The following is a 20,311-nucleotide window of genomic DNA, read 5'->3' as shown; positions in this document are numbered from 1 at the left end:
TACCAGCGGCTCCGTTGACCCTTGCGCTCTGGTAGCATGCGCGGCATGACGTATTCAGGAAGACTTGGCTGGGGCCTGTTTCTATTGGCCGCCAGCTCCATGGCATGGGCGCAGAGCGAATTGCTGGTGCGGGTCAAACCCGCCAACAAGGCGCTCAAGTCCAATATAGAAGGCTATATCGGCAGTCTGGGGGACCGTGACGAAGAGGCGCTGCTGCGCTTCAGTCGCGGCGCCGAGGAGCAGGCACGCAAGGCGGCCCAGGCTCTGGGCTACTATCAGGCGCGGATCGACACCGAAGTCAAACCGCCGAGCGAGAAAGACAAGCCCCCGCAACTGATCATCCGGGTCGAGCCTGGCGAGCCGGTGCACTTGCGCAACGTCACCGTGCGTATCGACGGGCCGGCCAGCGAGCTCAAGACGTTCCGCATTCCCGACAGCAAGACACTGCGCCCCGGCGAGCAGCTCAATCATGGCAGCTACGAGGACGCCAAGCGGCTGATCCAGAACCAGGCTTCGCGCTATGGCTTTTTCAGCGGGCGCTTCGAGCGCCAGCGCCTGGGGGTCGACCCCCAGGCCGGTGTGGCCGATATCGAACTCATCTATCAGAGTGGGCCGCGCTACCGGCTGGGCGCGGTCACCTTCGGCGGCGATACTCCGCTGGATGACGATCTGCTGCAGCGCATGGTCTCGTTCAAGCCTGGCACCCCCTACGATTCGGAACTGATCGCCGAACTCAACAACGACCTGCAGTCCAGCGGCTATTTCGAAGGCGTGCGCGTGGACGCGGCGCCTACCGCCGCGGTAGGCCAGGACATTCCGGTGGACGTCCACCTCGATACCCGCAAGCCGCGCACCATGGGCCTGGGGCTGGGCTTCTCGACCGACGTCGGGCCGCGCGGCAAAGCCAACTGGACTCGCCACTGGGTCAACCCGCAAGGCCACAGCTACGGTTGGGAAACCGAGCTGTCGGCGCCACGCCAGAACGTTGGCCTGTGGTACGACATTCCGCTGGACCCGCCGCTGACCGACAAGCTGCGCTTCGCCGGCGGCTACCAGAACGAAGACATCTCCGGCACGGATACCGTGAGCAAGCTGCTCACCGTCGGGCCCGAGTGGCACAGCAAGCTGCCCAGCGGTTGGCAGCGGGTGATTTCGCTCAAGTACCAGCGTGAAGAGTATCGCCTGGGCGACGACTCGGGCCTGAGCAACCTGCTGATGCCGGGTGTCAGCTTCTCCTACCTGCGCAGTGACAACCGCATCGACCCGCACAACGGCTATCGCCTGCAGTTCGACCTGCAGGCGGCCAAGGAGGGCCTGGGCTCGGACACCAACCTGGTGCATGGCAACGTGCTGCTCAAGGGGCTGACCACGCTGGGGCAGAACCATCGCCTGCTCGGGCGCGTGCAGTTCGGCGGCAGCGCCACCAACGGTTACCAGCAGAACGTCCCGCCGTCGTTGCGCTTCTTCGCCGGTGGCGACCAGAGCGTGCGAGGCTACGACTACCAGTCGCTGTCGCCGAAGAACAGCCAGGGCGACCGTATCGGCGGTCGCTACCTGGTGGCCGGCAGCGCCGAGTATCAGTACTCGATCGCCGAGAAGTGGCGCCTGGCCACCTTCATCGACCAGGGCAACTCGTTCAACTCGCTGGAGTTGCCCAGCCTCAAGACCGGCGTCGGTATCGGCGTGCGCTGGGTTTCTCCGGTCGGGCCGCTGCGCCTGGACCTGGCCCGCGCGCTCGATGACGACGGTGGTTTTCGTCTGCACTTTTCCATGGGGCCCGAGCTGTGATGCGTAGGTTCAGAATCGTCCTGCTCGCGGTGCTTGGCCTGCTGGCGTTGTTCGTCCTGGCGCTGGGACTGGTGCTGGGCACCCAGGCCGGCAGCCGATGGTTGCTGGAGCGCGTGCCGGGGCTGGAGATCAGCGATTTCAACGGTCGGCTGGGCGGCCGCTGGCAAGCCGATCAGCTGCGTTGGGTCGACGGTGGCAACCGGGTCGAGCTGCAGTCGCCACAGCTGGCCTGGTCGCCAGCCTGCCTGTTGCGTGCCACCTTGTGCATCGAGCGGCTGCAGGCCGAACGCATCGACATGGCGTTTGCGCCCGGCGAGCCCCAGCCCGACAGCGGTCCGCTGCGGCTGCCGGGCTTGCGCCTGCCTCTGGCCATCGAGCTGGGTGAGCTCAAGGTCGGGCAGCTGCGCCTGGATGGCAGCGACCTGCTGGGAGATCTTCAACTCGCGGCACACTGGACGTCGACAGGCCTGCGCGTGGACTCCCTGAAACTGCAGCGTGATGACCTGCGCCTTGACCTGGCCGGCGATCTGCAGCCTGAGGGCGACTGGCCCGTGACGCTGCAAGGCACGTTGCAACTGCCAGAGGTCGAAGGCAAGGCCTGGCAACTGGCTCTGAACGCCAAGGGCGAACTGCAGAAGACCCTTGTGCTCGATGCCACAAGCAGTGGTTATCTGGAGGCGCGGCTCAATGGCGAGCTGCAGGCATTGGCCGAGCACCTGCCAGCCCGGTTGAGCATTCGCGCCGACGCATTCAAGCCGGCCGCCAGCCTGCCTGACACATTGCAATTCAATCAGCTGCGTCTCGATGCCCAGGGTGACTTGCTCGAGGGCTACCAGCTCACCGGTGGCGCCACGCTGCCCGCCGAGCAGGGGCCGATCGGCCTGGCGCTGGTCGGCAAGGTCGACGCCAAGGGGGCTCAGCTTGCGGCGCTGGACCTCAATGCCAGTGACAGTCAGCGGGTGAAGCTGCAAGCCAGTGCGAACTGGCAGCAGGGCTTGAGCGCCGACGCCAGTGTCGATTGGCTGGATTTCCCCTGGCTGCGCCTCTACCCCCTGGAGCAGGCGCCCCAGGTGACGCTCAAGCGTTTCAATGCTCAGGTGCAGTACCGCGACGGCAGCTACAAAGGCGATTTCAAGGGCGATCTGGACGGCCCGGCGGGGGCCTTCACCCTGGCCAGCCCGTTCGAGGGCGACCTGAGCCAGGCACGCTTGCCACAGCTTGCCTTGACTGCGGGGCAAGGCAAGGCGGCTGGCAGTGTCGCGCTGCGCTTTGCCGACACCCTGGCCTGGGATGTCGACCTGCAACTGTCGGCGCTCGACCCGGCCTATTGGCTGGCGGAGCTGCCGGGCACACTCGCTGGATCGCTGCGCAGCCAGGGCGAGCTGAAGAACGAGATGCTCAAGCTCAAGGCCAAGCTCGATCTGAAAGGGCGCCTGCGCGGGCAGCCGGCGATGCTCCAGGTCGACGCTGATGGTGCAGGTGAAAACTGGACCTTGGGCAGCCTCGCGGTGCAACTGGGGGCCAACCGTATCAATGGCAGTGCCAGCCTGCAGCAGCGCCTGGCCGGGCGGATCGACCTCGACCTGCCGCGCCTGGGTCAGCTGTGGCCGCGGCTGCAGGGCCTGGTCAAGGGCCGGCTTGACCTCGCAGGCACCCTGGCGGCGCCACAAGGCACCCTGACCCTGCAGGGCCAGCAACTTGCCCAGGCCGAGAACCGGATACAGCGCCTGGATCTGGAGGCGCGGCTGGACAGTGCCCAGCGTGGGCAACTGCTGCTCAAGGCGGGCGGCATTCGCCTGGGCGACACGGCGCTGGGCAACCTCGAACTGCAGGGCAAGGGCGATATCCGCCAGCAGGCGGCGACACTGGCCCTCGATGGCCCTCAGCTCAAACTGGACCTGGCCCTGGACGGCGCCTTGAGCAAAGGTGACTGGCGCGGGCGCCTGGCCAGCGGGCGTATCCAGGCCGGCGGCCAGGACTGGCAGTTGCAAGCGCCCGCGCGGCTGCAACGCCTGGCCAATGGTCAACTGGACTTTGCCGCGCACTGCTGGCGTTCCGGCCAGGCGAGCCTGTGTGGCGACGACCAGCGCCTGGCGCCAGAGCCTCGCCTGCGCTACCACCTCAAGCAATTTCCGCTGGACAGCCTGGCGCAGTGGCTGCCCAAGGACTTCGCCTGGCAGGGGCGGCTCAATGCCGACATCAACCTCGACATTCCAGCTTCCGGGCCCAAGGGCAATATCCTTGTCGACGCCAGCGGCGGGACCTTGCGCGTGCGTGACAAGGGGCGCTGGATCGACTTTCCCTATCAGGTGCTGCGCCTGGACAGCACCCTGGCGCCAAGACGGGTCGATACGCGGCTGAACTTCCGTGGCGAGCGCTTGGGCGAGCTCGATCTGAGCACCCGTCTCGATCCCCTGGGCCAAAACAAGCCATTGTCCGGCGATTTCCGCCTGGCGGGTCTGGACCTTTCGATCATCAGGCCATTCCTGCCGATGGTCGAGCGCCTGGCGGGGCAGCTCAACGGCAGTGGTCGCCTGTCCGGCAGCCTGCTGGCTCCGCAGGTCAATGGCAGTGTGGCCTTGAGCGGGGGGCAAGTCAGCGGTGCCGAGCTGCCGGTCAGCCTGGAAGACCTGTCGCTGCAGGCCCTGATCGCCGGCGAGCATGTCCAGCTCAACGGGGATTGGCGCAGCGGTGACGCCGGACGAGGGCAGCTCTCGGGGCAATTGACCTGGGGGCAGGCCCTGGGGCTGGACGTGCGCCTGCAAGGCCAGCGGTTGCCGGTCAGCGTGGAACCCTATGCGGCTCTGGAGGTGGCGCCTGACCTGACCCTTCGCCTGGTCGACGACAAGCTGGCGGTCACCGGCAAGGTGCGCGTCCCCAAAGGCAAGATCACGGTTCGCGAGCTGCCGCCCTCGACGGTGAAGGTCTCGGACGACACGGTGATCGTCGGCCACCAGACCGAGGAGGGCAAGGCGCCCATGGCAGTGGCCATGGACATCGATGTCGATGTCGGCAGCGACAAGCTGTCGTTCAGCGGCTTCGGCCTGACCGCCAACCTGCTGGGGCATGTCCATATCGGCGACAACCTAGATACCCGAGGCGAACTGAACCTGGCCGACGGGCGTTACCGGGCCTATGGCCAGCGCCTGACCATTCGTCGCGCGCGGCTGCTGTTCGCCGGGCCGATCGATCAGCCGTACCTGGATATCGAGGCGATTCGCCAGGTTGATGATGTGATCGCGGGCATTCGTCTGAGCGGTAGCGCCGAGCAGCCGACCACCAAGGTGTTCTCCGAGCCGGCGATGAGCCAGGAACAAGCGCTCTCGTATCTGGTGCTGGGCAGGCCGCTGGGTGGTTCGGGAGAAGACAGCAACATATTGGCAGAGGCTGCCCTGGGACTCGGGTTGATGGGCAGTTCAGGCCTGACTGGAAGTCTGGCGTCGAACCTGGGCATCGATGACTTCCAACTCGATACCCAAGGCTCGGGGAACACCACCAGCGTGGTGGCCAGCGGCAACCTGACCGAGCGCTTGAGCTTGCGCTATGGCGTTGGGGTATTCGAACCGGCCAACACCATCGCCTTGCGCTACAAACTGAGCAAGAAAGTCTATCTCGAGGCCGCCAGCGGCCTGGCCAGTTCGCTGGACATCTTCTACAAACGCGACTTCTAAGCGTTTGCCTTGATCCGCACCGGCCTGTGCAGGCCGGTTGCGGATGCTCCCGATCCAACTACCTTTTGCCTGACCTGTCTCGCCGGTGTGTGGCGCGTCCTTTCAGCGCGCGTGGCAGTCCTGGCGGCGGATATTGCCGATCTGACGCAGGCTCAGCCCGTACTTGTCCGCAAGCAGGCTGCGGGACAGGCCGTTGGCGCTCTCTTTCTGAATTTGCTGATTGCGCAACTGGCGCTGAAAGTGGTCGGGCTTGGGGATCTCGAGGGCCAGGCCGGCGTAGCGCTGGATCAACGCGTCGAGCGCCTCTGGTGGCAGCACATCGGCGAGTTTGGTGCGATCACGGTGCTTGGGAATGTATTTTGGGCGGCCGCCGAAGGCGCAGGTCAGTCGATAGGCGTTTTCAAGGCCGATGCATTCGATCAGCGATTGCAGCGAGTGGGGCAGTTGGGTGGTTTCGATGTTGCTCAGGTCTGGCATGTCCATACGGAACTTCCTTTGACAATGTCGGGTGCCTGACGCCTGGCCCGTGAAGCCGGGCGTCGCGTGCCACCAGCGAGGTGGCTTGGCTGGATTCTCGAACAGCATCAAAGCAGGTCGCTAGGCGCGAATCGGACCGGGGTTTGTAGCCTTTGCACCTTGTCGGTCGCGGGCAGCTACCCAATTCTGCGTAGGAAATTCCTTCACCCTTGAGCTGCAAGCCCCAAACCATCTAGAGAAGGTTTTCCATGATGGCATTTTGGGGTGGTAACCCTGTGCAGGAACGGCGAAGTACCGCCCGGAACTCTCCGGTTAGCAGCAAGGGTGTGGAGCAGGTAGCGAAGGTGGCGTTAAGCGCCGTACTCTGTTGAGAATTTCAGCGTAGGAAAAGGGAGCGAGGTATCATGTCGCTGGCTCCGTCGGAGCCTCATGTCCCCGATGTCGCAAGGAATCTCCGATGACACATGTGCAGCGCCTGAAATACTCGATCCTGATCATCCTGGTAGTGCTGGGGGTCATGCTCGGCTTAAGTTATCTGCAGAAGCAGGGGACGATCAGCGAGCAGACGTTCCAGTACATCGCGATTGCCATCGCGGTGGTCGTGGTGGTGATCAACGGGATCCTGCGGCGCAAGGTCAAGCCTTGACTGCGGCGGGCCGGCGTATCCATGCCGGCCATACGCTCAGCGTGCGGCAGGTTGTTCGAGCACGGCGCGGGCTTGAGGGTTGAGGCTGTAGCACTTGTCCTGGCCGAGGCTGATGACGCCTTCGCTGCACAAGCGCTTGAGTACTTCGCGCACGCTCAGGAACGACAGCGGGATGTCCAGCTGTTCGAGTTGCGCGTGCACGCCGCGCACGCCGATGCTGCGGCCATTGCGGTCGGCGGTATGCAACGCGTCGATGACCTTCAGGCGGATCAGGCTGGTGCGTAGCCCGTAAGTGCGCAACAGCTCGCGGATCTGTTCGTTGCCCAGGCGTTCCACCGGTCCGCCTTGGTTCTGGCCGGCACTTGGCCCGGCCGGCAGGGCATGTTGCGGGTTGTACATGTGAATGCTCCTTTTCGTGGACTGTCCCGAAATCATGGGTGCCTCACTACATAAGACGAATGAGATCGGTAAAACTGCAGTCCGCGCTGAAAAAAATCTGACACGTTCTGTTGAAAACGTTACAGCCGGCTCCGAGGCGTAAAATTTTCATCCGGCCACTCGTCCTTTCGGGATGACCCGATTTGCACGAGGAGTGCCTGTGACCCATCTTTCGCGTCCCCTGTTTCGCGTTGGCCTTGCCGCTGCCCTGGTTGTCTCGAGCCTGGCCGCCCAGGCGCGGGAGGTGGCGGGCGATGCCGCCGCGCAGATTCGTCGCACCAGCTTCGGTGTGCCGCATATCCTGGCCAAGGATGAGCGCGGCCTGGGCTACGGTATCGGCTACGCCTATGCCCAGGACAACCTCTGCCTGCTGGCCGGGGAGGTGCTGACGGTCAATGGCGAGCGCTCCCGTTACTTCGGCGGCGAGGGCAAGACCGTAGAGCAGCGTGACAACCTGTCCAGCGATCTGTTCTTTGCCTGGCTCAACCGCCCGGCACCCGTCGACGATTTCCTGCAGGCCCAGCCGGTGGCGGTGCGTGACCTGCTGGAGGGTTATGCCAGTGGCTATAACCGTGCGTTGGGCGAGCGCAGGGCTCAGGGGTTGCCGGCAGAGTGCGGGACGGGCGACTGGGTGCGCCCGATCACCAGTCGCGACCTGGTCAAGCTGACCCGCCGCTTGCTGGCCGAGGGTGGCGCCGGCCAGTTCGCCGAGGCGGTGGTGGCAGCGACGCCGCCCGAGCTGGCGGCGAGACGGCCAGTGGTCGACTACAGCGTGGCGTTGGCGCGTCAGGCGCGCTTTTCCGCCGAGCGTGGCAGCAACGCGGTCGCCGTGGGCGCGGAGCGTTCGGCCAATGGCCGTGGTCTGTTGCTGGCCAACCCTCACTTTCCCTGGGTCGGCGGGCTGCGGTTCTACCAGATGCAACTGACCATTCCGGGCCAGCTGGATGTGATGGGGGCTGCGTTGCCGGGGCTGCCAGTGATCAACATCGGCTTCAACCAGCACCTGGCCTGGACCCACACCGTCGATACCTCGAAGCATTTCACGCTGTACCGGTTGCAACTCGACCCCAAGGACTCGACCCGCTATCTGCTCGATGGTCAGTCACTGCCACTTGATCGGCAGACTCTCAGCGTGGCGGTCAAGGGTGATAACGGCACGCTGAGCCAAGTGGAGCGAACGATCTATGTTTCCAAGTTCGGGCCCGTGGTGCAGCTGCCCGGGCAACTGGACTGGGACAGGCACGCAGCCTACAGCCTGCGTGACGCCAACCTCGAGAACACGCGGGTGCTGCAGCAGTGGTACCGGATCAATCGCGCCGACAGCCTCGATGCGCTGAAGGGCTCTGTAGAACAGCTTCAGGGTATCCCGTGGGTCAATACCCTGGCCGTGGACAGCGCCGGCCAGGCGCTGTACCTGAACCAGTCGGTGGTGCCCTATGTCGACCAGGCCTTGCTCGACCAGTGCAGCAATCCGCAGGGGGCAGGCCCGCTGATCGTGCTCGATGGCTCACGCAGTGCCTGCCAATGGAAGGTCGATGCACAGGCGGCGCAGCCTGGGATTTTCCCGGCGCACCTGCTGCCGCATCTCGAGCGTCGCGATTACGTCCAGCACGCCAACGATTCGGCGTGGATGGCCAACCCGGCGCAGCCATTGACCGGTTTCTCGCCGCTGGTCAGTCGTGCCGACCAGCCACTGGGCATGCGCAGCCGCTTCGCCCTGCAGCGCTTGCAGGGTAACGGCAAGCTTGGCGTCACCGAGTTGCAGCAGATGGTGTTCGGCGATGAAGTGTACCTGGCGACGCTGGTACTGCCCGACCTGCTGCAGTGGTGCAAGACCGCGGCGGCGGATGTGAAGGGCGTGTGCGACAGCCTGGCGGCGTGGAATGGCAAGGCTGATCTGGACAGTGGTATCGGCCTGGTTCACTTCGAAAACATCGCTGAAGTCCTGCTGCAGCACCCCGAAAGCTGGCGTGTGCCATTCGATGCCGCCGATCCGCTGCATACGCCCCGTGGCCTGGCGGTGGAGCAGGCGGTTGTCGGCAAGCTGTTGCGCGACGCCGCGTTGGCGTCGGCGGAGGCGGTCCAGCAATCCGGGGTGAGCGCTGAGCAGCGCTGGGGGCAGATTCAGCAGGCCGCCGACGGCACGCCCGTACCGGGCGGCCCGCAGGCGCTGGGAGTCTACAATGCGATGCTGAGCATACCCGTCGGACCGGGCAAGCGTCTGGTGGTCAGCGGCTCGAGCTATCTGCAGGTGGTCAGCTTCACCGAGCACGGGCCCGAGGCCCAGGGGCTGCTGGCATTTTCGCTGTCGAGCGAGGCCGCATCGGTCCATGCCGGGGATCAGACGCGCGCGTTCGCGGCCAAGCGACTGGCGCCGATTCCGTTTACCGAGGCGCAGATCAAGGCTGATCCGCAGTATCGGCAGTATGTGATCAGCGAGCGGGACAAGGCACAGGTGGCAAGCGCTCGGAAATAGGGCAGGGCAACCCCGCTCCCACGGCAACCGTAGGGGCGGGATCGTTCAGGCGAAATCGAACGGGGCCAGCTGGAAGCCCTGTTCATCCACCTGCAGCGCCCAGCCACGTCGATCCCAGTCGCCCAGCACGATACGTCGTGCCGGCTGGCCGTCGACCACCAGCTTGTGGATCGCCGGGCGATGGGTATGGCCATGCACCAGGGTACGCACGCCGTGCGCGGCCATCACCTTCGGCACTTCGTCCGGGGTGACGTCGACGATCTCGGTGTTCTTCATGCGCGTTTGCGATTTGCTCTCGCTGCGCAGCTTGCGCGCCAGCTTCTGCCGTGTCGACAGCGGCAAGTGCCGCAGGATCCACAGGCTCAGCGGGTTGCGCAGGTAGCGGCGCAGTTTCATATAGCCGATATCGCGGGTGCACAGGGTGTCACCGTGCATCAGCAATACCGGCTCGCCGCCCAGCTCGACCACGCAGGGGTCGTCGAGCAGGGTGCAGCCAGCGGCCTGGCAGAATGCCTGGCCGATGAGGAAGTCGCGGTTGCCGTGCATCAGGTAGATCGCCGTGCCGCTGTCGGCCAGCCGGCGCAAGGCCTGGCAGATCGACTGCTGAAATGCGGTCATGGCGTCGTCGCCGATCCAGGCCTCGAAGAAGTCGCCGAGGATGTACAGGGCCTTGGCGTGCCGAGCGCGCCCGTCGAGCAGATCAAGAAACGCCCGGGTAATGTCCGGGCGTTCTTCTTGCAAGTGCAGATCGGAGATCAGCAGGATCACTCAATGATCTCGGCTTTCTCGATGATCACGTCGTCTTTCGGTACGTCCTGATGGCCGGCCTTGGAACCGGTGGCGACTTTCTCGATGGCGTCGACGATTTCCTTGCCTTCGGTCACTTCACCGAATACCGCGTAGCCCCAGCCCTGCACGTTCTTGCCGCTGTGGTTGAGGAAATCGTTGTCGGTAGCGTTGATGAAGAACTGCGCGGAGGCCGAGTGCGGCTCCATGGTGCGAGCCATGGCGATGGTGTACTTGGTGTTCTTCAGGCCGTTGTCGGCTTCGTTCTGGATGCTGGCGCGGGTTTTCTTCTGGCTCATGCCCGGCTCGAAGCCGCCGCCCTGGATCATGAAACCCTTGATCACGCGGTGGAACACGGTGCCGTCGTAGTGGCCATCTTTGACGTACTGAACGAAGTTCTCGGTGGTCAGCGGGGCTTTTTCGGCGTCCAGCTGCAGGACGATGTCGCCGTGGTTGGTGCTCAGTTTGACTTTGGACATGCTGAAATTCGCTCTTTCAAGGCATTCGGGAATAGGGTGCGCAGGGCGCTCGGCTTACCTGACGCAGGATCGGACAACCGCGACACAAGCCACTTGCTCGCCATTGTGCCGGATCGCGCCGCCTCGCGCCGACAAAACGTGCCACTTTGACGGCACTTTTGTGGGCACTTCGGCTGTCAGCAGCTTGACTGCTTCGGCTATGATAGGCGCTTTGATTCAATCGGCCTACCCGGGCCGGCTACCTGCATTCAAGGACACTATGAGCAAGCCCACTGCCGACAACGCGCCCAACGCCGCTGCCAAAGGCGCCCCCGCCGTCCCTGCGAACTTCCTGCGGCCGATCGTCCAGGCCGACCTGGACTCGGGCAAGCACCAGAGCATCGTCACCCGCTTCCCGCCGGAGCCAAACGGCTACCTGCACATCGGCCACGCCAAGTCGATCTGCGTCAACTTCGGCCTGGCCAAGGAGTTCGGCGGTGTCTGCCATCTGCGCTTCGACGACACCAATCCGGCCAAGGAAGACCAGGAGTACATCGACTCCATCCAGCGTGACGTCAAGTGGCTGGGCTTCGAGTGGGCAGGGGAGGTGCGCTATGCCTCGGACTACTTCGAGCAGTTGCACGATTGGGCCGTGGACCTGATCAAGTCGGGCAATGCCTATGTCTGCGACCTGACTCCCGAGCAGGCCAAGGAATACCGCGGCAGCCTGACCGAGGCTGGCAAGAACAGCCCGTTCCGCGAGCGCAGCGTCGAAGAGAACCTCGACCTGTTCGCGCGCATGAAGGCCGGCGAGTTCAAGGACGGCGAGCGTGTGCTGCGGGCCAAGATCGACATGGCTTCGCCGAACATGAACCTGCGCGATCCGATCATGTACCGCATTCGCCATGCCCATCATCACCAGACCGGCGACAAGTGGTGCATCTACCCCAACTATGACTTCACCCACGGCCAGTCGGACGCCATCGAGGGCATCACCCACTCGATCTGCACCCTGGAGTTCGAGAGCCACCGCCCGCTGTACGAATGGTTCCTCGACAAGCTGCCGGTGCCGGCGCACCCGCGCCAGTACGAGTTCAGCCGTCTGAACCTGAACTACACCATCACTTCCAAGCGCAAGCTCAAGCAACTGGTGGACGAAGGCCACGTCGAGGCCTGGGACGATCCGCGCATGTCGACCCTGTCCGGCTACCGCCGTCGTGGTTACACGCCCGCGTCGATCCGCAACTTCTGCGAGATGATCGGCACCAACCGTTCCGACGGCGTGGTCGACATGTCGATGCTCGAGTTCAGCATCCGTGACGACCTCGACCGCACCGCGCCACGCGCCATGTGCGTGCTGCGCCCGCTGAAGGTAGTCATCACCAACTATCCCGAGGGCCAGGTCGAGCAGCTCGAACTGCCGCGCCACCCGAAGGAAGACATGGGCGTGCGCTTGCTGCCGTTCGCTCGCGAGCTGTACATCGATCGCGACGACTTCATGGAGGAGCCGCCCAAGGGCTACAAACGCCTGGAGCCGGCCGGTGAAGTGCGCCTGCGCGGCAGCTACGTGATCCGTGCCGACGAGGCGATCAAGGACGAAGGCGGCAACATCGTCGAACTGCGCTGCTCGTACGACCCGGACACCCTGGGCAAGAACCCTGAAGGTCGCAAGGTCAAGGGCGTGATCCACTGGGTGCCGGCCGAGGGCAGCATCGAGTGCGACGTGCGCCTGTATGATCGTCTGTTCCGCTCCGCCAACCCGGAAAAGACCGAAGACGGCGGCAGCTTCCTCGACAACATCAACCCCGATTCGCTGCAGGTGCTCAGCGGTTGTCGCGCGGAACCTTCCCTGGGCCAGGCCCAGCCAGAAGACCGCTTCCAGTTCGAGCGTGAAGGCTACTTCTGCGCCGACCTGAAAGACTCCCAGCCGGGTCGCCCGGTATTCAACCGGACCGTGACCCTGCGCGATTCGTGGGGCAGCTGAGGAACCGTCGTGCTTACCATTTACAACACGCTGAGCAAGACCAAGGAAGTTTTCAAACCGCTGGACGGCAACAAGGTGCGCATGTACGTGTGCGGCATGACCGTGTACGACTACTGCCACCTGGGCCACGGCCGCAGCATGGTGGCCTTCGACCTGGTCACCCGCTGGCTGCGCAAGAGCGGCTATGAGCTGACCTACGTGCGCAACATCACCGACATCGACGACAAGATCATCAACCGGGCCAATGAGAACGGCGAGTCGTTCGACGCGCTGACCGCGCGCATGATCGACGCGATGCACGAGGACGAGCGCCGCCTGAGCATCCTGCCGCCGGACCTGGAGCCGCGAGCCACCGACCACATTCCCGGCATGCACGCGATGATCCAGACCCTGATCGACAAGGGCTATGCTTACGCGCCGGGCAACGGCGACGTGTACTACCGGGTCGGCAAGTTCGTCGGCTACGGCAAGCTGTCGCGCAAGAAGATCGAAGACCTGCGTATCGGCGCCCGCATCGAGGTCGACGAGGCCAAGCAGGACCCGCTGGACTTCGTCCTGTGGAAGGGCGTCAAGCCCGGCGAGCCGAGCTGGGAATCGCCGTGGGGGCCGGGTCGTCCGGGCTGGCACATCGAATGCTCGGTGATGTCCACCTGCTGCCTGGGCGAAAGCTTCGACATCCACGGCGGTGGCAGTGATCTGGAGTTCCCGCACCACGAGAACGAGATCGCCCAGAGCGAGGCGGCCACCGGCAAGCCGTACGCCAATGCCTGGATGCACTGCGGCATGATTCGCATCAATGGCGAGAAGATGTCCAAGTCGTTGAACAACTTCTTCACCATCCGCGACGTGCTCGACAAGTACCACCCGGAAGTGGTGCGCTACCTGTTGGTGGCCAGCCACTACCGCAGCGCCATCAACTACTCCGAAGACAGCCTGCGCGATGCCAAGGGCGCCCTGGAGCGGTTCTACCACGCGTTGCGCGGCCTGCCGCGGGTCGCGGCCAAGGGTGGCGAGGCGTTCGTCGAGCGTTTCACCGTGGCGATGAACGACGACTTCGGCACCCCCGAAGCCTGCGCCGTGCTGTTCGACCTGGTGCGCGAGATCAACCGCCTGCGCGACAGCGACCCCGAGGCCGCCGCCGGCCTGGCGGGTCGCCTGCGCGAGCTGGGGGATGTGCTGGGTGTGCTGCAGCTCGAAGCCGATGACTTCCTGCGCGCCGGTGCCGAGGGCAAGGTCGATGCCGCCGAAGTGGAGGCGCTGATCCAGGCGCGTCTGCAGGCGCGCACCGACAAGAACTGGGCCGAGTCCGACCGCATCCGCGACCAGCTGACCGCCATGGGCGTGGTACTGGAAGACAGCAAGGGCACCACTACCTGGCGCCTGGCTGACTGATCGGCGCCACTGGGGCTGCTGCGCAGCCCTTTCGCGACACAAGGCCGCTCCTACAGGGTTGCGTGGTCCCCTGTAGGAGCGGCCTTGTGTCGCGAAAGGGTCGCAAAGCGGCCCCGCTCTTTATTGAACCCCAGTCAATGGGCAATGCAGCACCAACCTCGCCCCACCCAACTCGCTGGCCCCCACCTCAAGCCCAAAGCCATGCAGGTCGACGATCGCCGCGACGATCGACAGCCCCAGCCCGAACCCCGGGTGGCGATGGCCTTCCTCGCTGCGGTAGAAGCGTTTCAACACCGTCTCGCGCTCATCCGCCGGAATCCCCGGCCCGCTGTCCTCGACTGCGATATGCACGCCTTGATCGTCTTCGCTGGCGACCATGCGCACCTGGCCGCCTTGCGGGGTGAACTTGATCGCATTGCCTACCAGGTTGGCCAGGGCTTCGAACAGCAATTCCCGATCGCCATGCAGGGCCGCCAGTTGCGCGGGCTGCTCCAGCTGCAGACGGATGCCGCCATCCTCGGCCAGTGGCAGGTAGAAGTCGTGCAGCTCCACCAGCAAGCCTTGTGGGTCGAGCTGGACGAAGCCGGCCCGGCGTTGGCGGTCTTCCAGCTCGCTGATGCGCAGCAGGCCACGGAAGCGCGCCATCAGCGTGTCGGTTTCGCCGATCGCCTGATCCAGTGCCTCGCCTTCAGCTGAGTCGGCGCCGCTTTGCTGGCGAATGCGGTAGAGCTGGGCGCGCAGGCGGGTCAATGGGGTGCGCAGGTCATGAGCGATGTTGTCGCAGACACCCTTGACCTCATGCATCAGCCGTTCGATGCGGTCGAGCATCGCGTTGACGATGGCCGCCAGCATGTCCAGCTCATCGCGACGCACCGACACTGGCAGGCGGTGGGTGAGGTTCCCGGCGACGATCAGCTCAGCCTGGGCCTGGATCGCCCGGATGCGCTTGAGTGGCCGGCGACGCAGCAGGTACCAGCCAGCGAAGCCCGGAATCAGGGTCAGGGAGATGCCCCAGAGCAGCGCGTCGAGAATGATCCGGGTAACCACGAACAGTGAGCCGTTGTCGCGCACCAGCACCAGCCAGCGACCGTCCTGGACCTTGATCGCCACGGCATCGCAGCTGTCGCGGGGCAGGTGTGGATCGTCGGCGTCCAGGCAGCGCTTGAGTTCATGCACTTTGCCGTCCAGGCCCAGCTCTGGCGGGATCGCGCGGATTCGCCCGCCGAGGGGGTTGAGCTGGGGGTCGAACAGGCCGTAGGCGTCGAAGCTGCGCTCCTCGAAGGCCTGGCTTGCGATCAGTGCGTCGTCCAGCTGCTTGCCGCTCATATGGGCGAACAGGTGCTGGCGTTGCAGCATGGAATGACGGGTGAGCTTGTTCAGGTAGCTGGTGACCTCGAAGTACAGCACCCCCATGAGGATGCTGCTCCAGGCCACGAACAGGAAACTGTACAGCGCCAGCAGGCGGCTGGTGGAGGAGCTCCAGCCCTTAGACGGGTTCGGCAATGGCATAGCCGGAGCCCCGCACGGTACGGATCAGCGGGTTCTGCCCGGGCGAGTCGATCTTCTTGCGCAGACGGCCGATGTGCACGTCGATCAGGTTGGTGCCCGGGTCGAAGTGGTAGCCCCAGACTTCCTCGAAGATCATCATCCGGGTGATCACCTGGCCAGAGTGACGCATCAGGTACTCAAGCAGCTTGTACTCGGTGGGCAGCAGGTTCAGCGCCTGTTCGCCGCGGCGCGCCTCGTGGCTGATCAGGTCCAGCTCGAGGTCGGCGACCTGCAGGCGGGTCTGGGTCATCGGCACGCTGTTGCGGCGCAGCAGCACCTCGACCCGGGCGGCCATCTCGTCGGAGGCGAACGGCTTGGTCAGGTAGTCGTCGCCGCCGGCGCGCAGGCCGCGCACGCGCTCGTCGACGTCCGACAGGGCGCTGATCATCAGGATTGGCGTGGTGATCTTCAGGTTGCGCAGGGTGGTGACGATGGTCAGGCCATCGACCTCGGGTAGCATGCGGTCGAGGGTGATCAGGTCATAGCCGCCGGCGATGGCTTTGGCCAGGCCTTCACGGCCATTGTCGGCCCAGTCGACTTCCAGACCGTGGCTGGACAGTTCGGCGACGATTTCCTGGGCGGTGACGGCGTCGTCTTCGATGGTCAGTACGCGAGGCATGCTGGTTCCTGGGCGGCGAGTGGAGACTTGATTGTGCCAAAGAATAGACAAGCGGCGATTTAAGAAAAATTCATCTGGCGGCAGGGGAACCCGGCATGGTCTGCACGCGCGGGCTTGATAGGGGCTAGCGAGGGGCTTGGCGGGATAAGGTGTCGTGGGAGCGGGCTTGCCCCGCGATGGCATTCTCTCAGGCAACCCAGCCATAGCGGCTGGGCGCCATCGCGGGGCAAGCCCGCTCCCACAATGCCATCGCTGGCATGCTCTGTTGAGGCCTCAGGCGACCTTGACGATCCAACCCGCCGGGGCTTCGACGTCACCGCTCTGGATGCCGGTCAATTCGGCGTAGAGCTTCTGGGTGACCGGGCCGACTTCGGTTTCGCTGTGGAACACGTGCAGCTTGCCGTTGTACTGGATACCGCCGATCGGCGTGATCACAGCGGCGGTGCCGCAGGCGCCGGCTTCGACGAAACGGTCGAGCTTGTCGATTTCCACGTCGCCTTCGATCACTTTCAGGCCCAGGCGCGATGCGGCCAGTTCCATCAGCGACAGGCGGGTGATGCCCGGCAATACCGAGATCGACTTTGGCGTGACGAATTCGTTGTTGGCGGTGATGCCGAAGAAGTTGGCCGAGCCGACTTCCTCGATCTTCTTGTGGGTCAGCGGATCGAGGTAGATGCAGTCGGCGAAGCCGGCTTTCTTGGCCTCGTAGCCAGGTTGCAGGCTGGCAGCGTAGTTGCCGCCGACCTTGGCTGCGCCAGTGCCTTGCGGGGCGGCGCGGTCGTAGTCGGAGATCAGGAATTTGTGCGGGGTCATGCCGCCTTTGAAGTAGGAGCCGACCGGGATGGCGAAGACCGAGAAGATGAACTCGGGGGCGGTGCGCACGCCGATGTTGTCACCGGTGCCGATCACGAACGGACGCAGGTACAGCGCACCCTTGCCGTGCGGTGGAACGAACTTCTCGTTGGCCTTGACCACCTGCTTGCAGGCTTCGATGAACTGTTCGGTCGATACGCGTGGCATCAGCAGGCGGTCGCAGCTGCGCTGCATGCGGGCGGCGTTCTGGTCGGGGCGGAACAGGTTGATCGAACCGTCCTTGCAGCGATAGGCCTTCAGGCCTTCGAAGCACTGCTGGCCATAGTGCAGGGCGGTGGAGCCTTCACTGATGTGCAGCACGTTGTCTTCGGTCAGGGTGCCCTTGTCCCACTCGCCGTTACGCCATACGGACAGGTAGCGTTTGTCGGTCTTGATGTAGTCGAAACCCAGCTTGTCCCAGTTAATGCTTTCGTTACTCATGACACCCTCATTGCTCTGGCCCGAACACGGCGGGCTGCTTTTGTATGCGCACCCCGCCACCTTAATACATCCAGGGCGGATCGGAAACGGCCAGTCACACAATCCGCCGGGCGAGCGGTCGGGCTCAGTGGCCCCTCAAGTTCGATAACGGTTGCGCTGGGCGAACAAGCCAGTACCCAGGCAGTTCATGAAAACGATCCACATCGAGGATTGAACGCCCAGAAAGTCACCGTGAGGCAACTGCCAGAAACTCAACAGTCCGGCGCAGAGCAGGGCAATGCCAGTCCACATGCGCAGGCTCGGGTGACGCAGGAGGCGATCGACGACGAAGGCAAGGAGGGTGAGGGCGCAGATCGCAGCCAGCTCATTCATGGCTGTCCCTTGATAGTGAACGCCTGTGATGAGCGTTGGGGGCCAATACCGCCTTTTACCGTGGCCTCCAGGGCCACCACTCGGTCACCCGCGTGATAGGTGGGTATTCGGCTTGTTACCAGGGGCGCGATGCCCATACCTAGAACAGCACCTGTGATTGTTGCGGCAAAGCCCACAGGGAGGGCTACCGCTGTAGCGATCAGTGTTCCGACGTTTTCTCGTTGCTCGTTCAGTGCATCGCCTTGTGCTCTGGAGAGAGGTCGGGACACCATGATTCGCAGCGCACATGGTCGGTCGCCTGCTTGCATTCGATCGTAGATCCGGATCGCGGCATCGCTGATCTGGTAGCTGGCCTGACGAGCCGATGGAAAGTACAGCTTGCACAGGTGCGGTCGGTCTGCGGGGTGCACTGTCAGTGCATAGAGGTCGAATACTAGTCCATGTGTGGTAATGATCTGGCTGACGTTATCGAACTGCACATCCACCTTCCTTGGAATTTACCTTGGCTAGGAACATTGCCGTGCAGGGGGATGTTGCTAAAGATCCCGACCTCTGAATGATGAGTAGGAGGATTCTGAAGGTTGTCGGATGTTAGTCAGACATGCCTTTGCTGTACTCAGCCTAAACGCAGATAGTCCTTCAGGATCAGGCTTTCCAGAAAAACGTGGTCATGCGAGACCACCAGCAGCGCCCCCGTGAACTGGTGCAACAACTGCTCCAGCGCTTCGAGCGACGGCAGATCGAGGTGGTTGTTCGGCTCGTCGAGCAGCAGCAGGTCCAATGGCTGTTCCCGGTACAGCACGGCAGCCAACGCGACCTTGAGCCGCTCGCCACCACTGAGCAGGGCACCGGGTAGTGCGATGCGTGCCGCATCGATGCCCAACTGCGCCAGCCGACGATGCAGTTCGTCGCGCTGCAGGCGAGGATTGGCGGCGCGCAGGTGTTCCAGGGCGCTCTGTCGCGGTTGCAGGCGGCTGCCGTGCTGGTCGAGCAGGGCCACTTCGCCGGTCAGCCGCAGGCTGCCCGCGCGCGGCGCCAGTTCACCGGCTAGCACCCGCAGCAGGGTGGACTTGCCGCTGCCGTTGTCGCCCACCACTCCCAGCCGCTGGCCCAGGCACAGGCGCAGGTCCAGCGCATCCGTCGTGCCCCGTGGCAGGCACAAGCCCTCCAGGGCGAGCACCTCGCGCCCTGCATATCGTTGCGGCATGGGGGCGTGCAGCATGATCGGTACCTCGCGCCCGACCTGGCGCGCTGCCTGTCGCACCTGTTCGTCCAGCGCCACCTTGGCGTCTTGCTGCTCGCGGCGCTGGCGTCCGGCGGTGGCCTGGCTGCGCTGTTGCTGGCGGTCGAGCAGAATCTGCGCCTGGTTCGCCTGCCTGGCCTGGCGCCGGGCGCTGGCCTGGTGACGCTCGAGGTTCTCGCGCTGACGTTGCAATGCCTGGGCCTGGCGTTGACGCTGCTGCTTGAGGCGCAGCAATTCCTGCGCGGCCAGTTCGGCCTGCGCGGTGCTCTGCTGCCGGTAGAAGGCGAAATCGCCGCCATAGGCGCGCAAGCCAAGGGGCGACAGTTCGACGATGCGTGCCATGTGCCCGAGCAGTGCCCGGTCGTGACTGATCACCAGCAAGCCCTTGTCCCAGCCCTGGAGCATGTCCAGCAGCATGGCCCTGGCACTGCTGTCCAGATGGTTGCTTGGCTCGTCGAGGATCAGGTAGTCGGCCTCGCTCAGCCAGGCGCCGAGCAGGGCGACGCGCATGGCCTGGCCGCCGCTCAGGCGATCGGCCGGGCAGTGCGGGTCGAAATGACCCAGGCCATGGCGTTGCAACTGGGCCTGCAATCGCGAACGGATGTCCCAGCGTTCACCAACCGCATCGAAGTCTGCCGGGTCGATGCTGCCACGCTCGATCCGTTCGAGGGCGCGCAGGGTGCCACCGATCTGGGCCAGGTCAGCGAGAGTGGCGCTGTTGGCGAGCACCTGCTGGTCGAGATGATGCACTCGACCATGGCGCAGGCAGCAGCCCTGGCTGGGCTCGCGCAGGCCGGCCAGCAGTTGCCCGAGCAAGCTCTTGCCCACGCCGTTGCGTCCGACCAGGCCGGTGTGGCGCAGGTCGAAGGATTCGTTGAGGTCGGTGAAAAGCGGCCTGCCATCGGGGAGGACCAGGGTAACGCTGTCCAGCGTCAGGATCGACGAGTTCGTCATGCACAACTCCACTCATGCCGCTACATCCCCGGCGTGAGCCGGAGTCTGAAGACTGGCCGTCAGGCTGACGGCGGCATCAATGGCGCATTGGACGAATACCTCATGGTGTGGAGTGGGTGCAAGACTAGTCCAGCAACGCGTTGGAAGGCAACGTTTTCGCCTATGC

The 20,311-nt window shown here is 64.3% G+C and carries 16 protein-coding genes; 6 read left to right on the top strand and 10 right to left on the bottom strand.

Annotation, left to right across the window (positions count from 1 at the left end; genetic code table 11):
- Window positions 1-45 precede the first annotated feature (45 nt).
- Both N5D48_RS03115 and N5D48_RS03110 read left to right on the top strand, forming a co-directional pair.
- On the top strand, window positions 46-1,788 hold the full coding sequence (locus N5D48_RS03115) for an autotransporter assembly complex protein TamA (protein ID WP_279880918.1): 1,743 nt from the start codon (window positions 46-48) through the stop codon (window positions 1,786-1,788).
- The gene (locus N5D48_RS03110) at window positions 1,788-5,459 is read left to right on the top strand and encodes a translocation/assembly module TamB (protein ID WP_279880917.1); all 3,672 of its coding nucleotides are present in this window, start codon (window positions 1,788-1,790) and stop codon (window positions 5,457-5,459) included. Before N5D48_RS03115 ends, N5D48_RS03110 begins: the two co-directional genes overlap by 1 nt.
- A gap of 102 nt (window positions 5,460-5,561) precedes the next feature.
- On the opposite strand, the gene N5D48_RS03105 is transcribed toward N5D48_RS03110, so the two are convergent.
- Entirely contained in the window at window positions 5,562-5,942 is a 381-nt protein-coding gene (locus N5D48_RS03105; RefSeq protein ID WP_279880916.1) for a Mor transcription activator family protein, read from the bottom strand.
- 451 nt (window positions 5,943-6,393) lie between these two features.
- Between N5D48_RS03105 and N5D48_RS03100 the strand changes: the two genes are divergently transcribed.
- The gene (locus tag N5D48_RS03100; RefSeq protein ID WP_279880915.1) at window positions 6,394-6,582 is read left to right on the top strand and encodes a hypothetical protein; all 189 of its coding nucleotides are present in this window, start codon (window positions 6,394-6,396) and stop codon (window positions 6,580-6,582) included.
- Between the two features lie 36 nt (window positions 6,583-6,618).
- Here the strand turns inward: N5D48_RS03100 and N5D48_RS03095 are convergent, their stop codons facing one another.
- Window positions 6,619-6,981, bottom strand: coding sequence for a fe2+ zn2+ uptake regulation protein (locus tag N5D48_RS03095; RefSeq protein ID WP_279880914.1), 363 nt, complete (start codon window positions 6,979-6,981; stop codon window positions 6,619-6,621).
- Between the two features lie 199 nt (window positions 6,982-7,180).
- Here N5D48_RS03095 and N5D48_RS03090 point away from each other — a divergent pair, with 199 nt between their 5' ends.
- Window positions 7,181-9,496, top strand: coding sequence for an acylase (locus N5D48_RS03090; protein ID WP_279880912.1), 2,316 nt, complete (start codon window positions 7,181-7,183; stop codon window positions 9,494-9,496).
- Window positions 9,497-9,541: 45 nt separating this feature from the next.
- On the opposite strand, the gene N5D48_RS03085 is transcribed toward N5D48_RS03090, so the two are convergent.
- Together N5D48_RS03085 and N5D48_RS03080 are read right to left on the bottom strand one after the other, a co-directional pair.
- On the bottom strand, window positions 9,542-10,264 hold the full coding sequence (locus tag N5D48_RS03085) for a UDP-2,3-diacylglucosamine diphosphatase (RefSeq protein ID WP_279880909.1): 723 nt from the start codon (window positions 10,262-10,264) through the stop codon (window positions 9,542-9,544).
- Window positions 10,261-10,761 carry a peptidylprolyl isomerase gene (locus N5D48_RS03080; protein ID WP_279880906.1) on the bottom strand — a complete coding sequence of 167 codons (501 nt, stop codon included), beginning with the start codon at window positions 10,759-10,761 and terminating at the stop codon, window positions 10,261-10,263. Before N5D48_RS03080 ends, N5D48_RS03085 begins: the two co-directional genes overlap by 4 nt.
- A 259-nt stretch (window positions 10,762-11,020) precedes the next feature.
- Between N5D48_RS03080 and N5D48_RS03075 the strand changes: the two genes are divergently transcribed.
- A complete protein-coding gene (locus N5D48_RS03075; protein ID WP_279880903.1) occupies window positions 11,021-12,724 on the top strand; it encodes a glutamine--tRNA ligase/YqeY domain fusion protein in 1,704 nt (567 codons plus the stop codon).
- Between the two features lie 9 nt (window positions 12,725-12,733).
- Window positions 12,734-14,116, top strand: coding sequence for a cysteine--tRNA ligase (gene cysS, locus N5D48_RS03070; protein WP_279880901.1), 1,383 nt, complete (start codon window positions 12,734-12,736; stop codon window positions 14,114-14,116).
- A gap of 120 nt (window positions 14,117-14,236) precedes the next feature.
- Here the strand turns inward: cysS and N5D48_RS03065 are convergent, their stop codons facing one another.
- The 6 genes from N5D48_RS03065 to N5D48_RS03040 form a co-directional block, all read right to left on the bottom strand.
- On the bottom strand, window positions 14,237-15,625 hold the full coding sequence (locus N5D48_RS03065) for a HAMP domain-containing sensor histidine kinase (protein ID WP_279880899.1): 1,389 nt from the start codon (window positions 15,623-15,625) through the stop codon (window positions 14,237-14,239).
- Complete coding sequence (locus N5D48_RS03060) at window positions 15,603-16,283, bottom strand: response regulator transcription factor (protein ID WP_050706019.1); 681 nt, start codon at window positions 16,281-16,283, stop codon at window positions 15,603-15,605. The genes N5D48_RS03065 and N5D48_RS03060 overlap by 23 nt, the downstream gene beginning before the upstream one ends.
- Window positions 16,284-16,556: 273 nt before the next feature.
- Complete coding sequence (locus N5D48_RS03055; RefSeq protein WP_279880895.1) at window positions 16,557-17,576, bottom strand: branched-chain amino acid aminotransferase; 1,020 nt, start codon at window positions 17,574-17,576, stop codon at window positions 16,557-16,559.
- A 135-nt stretch (window positions 17,577-17,711) separates the two neighbouring features.
- Window positions 17,712-17,948, bottom strand: a complete 237-nt coding sequence (locus N5D48_RS03050; RefSeq protein WP_279880892.1) for a hypothetical protein — start codon at window positions 17,946-17,948, stop codon at window positions 17,712-17,714.
- Window positions 17,945-18,427 carry a hypothetical protein gene (locus N5D48_RS03045; protein WP_279880890.1) on the bottom strand — a complete coding sequence of 161 codons (483 nt, stop codon included), beginning with the start codon at window positions 18,425-18,427 and terminating at the stop codon, window positions 17,945-17,947. Before N5D48_RS03045 ends, N5D48_RS03050 begins: the two co-directional genes overlap by 4 nt.
- 137 nt (window positions 18,428-18,564) lie before the next feature.
- Window positions 18,565-20,145: an ATP-binding cassette domain-containing protein gene (locus N5D48_RS03040; RefSeq protein WP_279880888.1), complete on the bottom strand. Its 1,581-nt coding sequence runs from the start codon at window positions 20,143-20,145 to the stop codon at window positions 18,565-18,567.
- Window positions 20,146-20,311 lie beyond the last annotated feature (166 nt).

It is taken from the genome of Pseudomonas sp. GD03858 (genome assembly GCF_029840925.1).
Taxonomy (GTDB): domain Bacteria; phylum Pseudomonadota; class Gammaproteobacteria; order Pseudomonadales; family Pseudomonadaceae; genus Aquipseudomonas.
This window is presented reverse-complemented; position numbering and strand designations above follow the sequence as displayed.

What these genes read in the sequence shown, in the direction of transcription:
- N5D48_RS03100 (WP_279880915.1), top strand. Translation starts at nt 6,394, where the DNA reads ATGACACATGTGCAGCGCCTGAAATACTCGATCCTGATCATCCTGGTA.
- N5D48_RS03110 (WP_279880917.1), top strand. Translation starts at nt 1,788, where the DNA reads ATGCGTAGGTTCAGAATCGTCCTGCTCGCGGTGCTTGGCCTGCTGGCG.
- N5D48_RS03055 (WP_279880895.1), bottom strand. Translation starts at nt 17,576, where the DNA reads ATGAGTAACGAAAGCATTAACTGGGACAAGCTGGGTTTCGACTACATC.
- N5D48_RS03040 (WP_279880888.1), bottom strand. Translation starts at nt 20,145, where the DNA reads ATGACGAACTCGTCGATCCTGACGCTGGACAGCGTTACCCTGGTCCTC.
- N5D48_RS03050 (WP_279880892.1), bottom strand. Translation starts at nt 17,948, where the DNA reads ATGAATGAGCTGGCTGCGATCTGCGCCCTCACCCTCCTTGCCTTCGTC.
- N5D48_RS03065 (WP_279880899.1), bottom strand. Translation starts at nt 15,625, where the DNA reads ATGCCATTGCCGAACCCGTCTAAGGGCTGGAGCTCCTCCACCAGCCGC.
- N5D48_RS03115 (WP_279880918.1), top strand. Translation starts at nt 46, where the DNA reads ATGACGTATTCAGGAAGACTTGGCTGGGGCCTGTTTCTATTGGCCGCC.
- N5D48_RS03080 (WP_279880906.1), bottom strand. Translation starts at nt 10,761, where the DNA reads ATGTCCAAAGTCAAACTGAGCACCAACCACGGCGACATCGTCCTGCAG.
- N5D48_RS03095 (WP_279880914.1), bottom strand. Translation starts at nt 6,981, where the DNA reads ATGTACAACCCGCAACATGCCCTGCCGGCCGGGCCAAGTGCCGGCCAG.
- N5D48_RS03060 (WP_050706019.1), bottom strand. Translation starts at nt 16,283, where the DNA reads ATGCCTCGCGTACTGACCATCGAAGACGACGCCGTCACCGCCCAGGAA.
- N5D48_RS03075 (WP_279880903.1), top strand. Translation starts at nt 11,021, where the DNA reads ATGAGCAAGCCCACTGCCGACAACGCGCCCAACGCCGCTGCCAAAGGC.
- N5D48_RS03105 (WP_279880916.1), bottom strand. Translation starts at nt 5,942, where the DNA reads ATGGACATGCCAGACCTGAGCAACATCGAAACCACCCAACTGCCCCAC.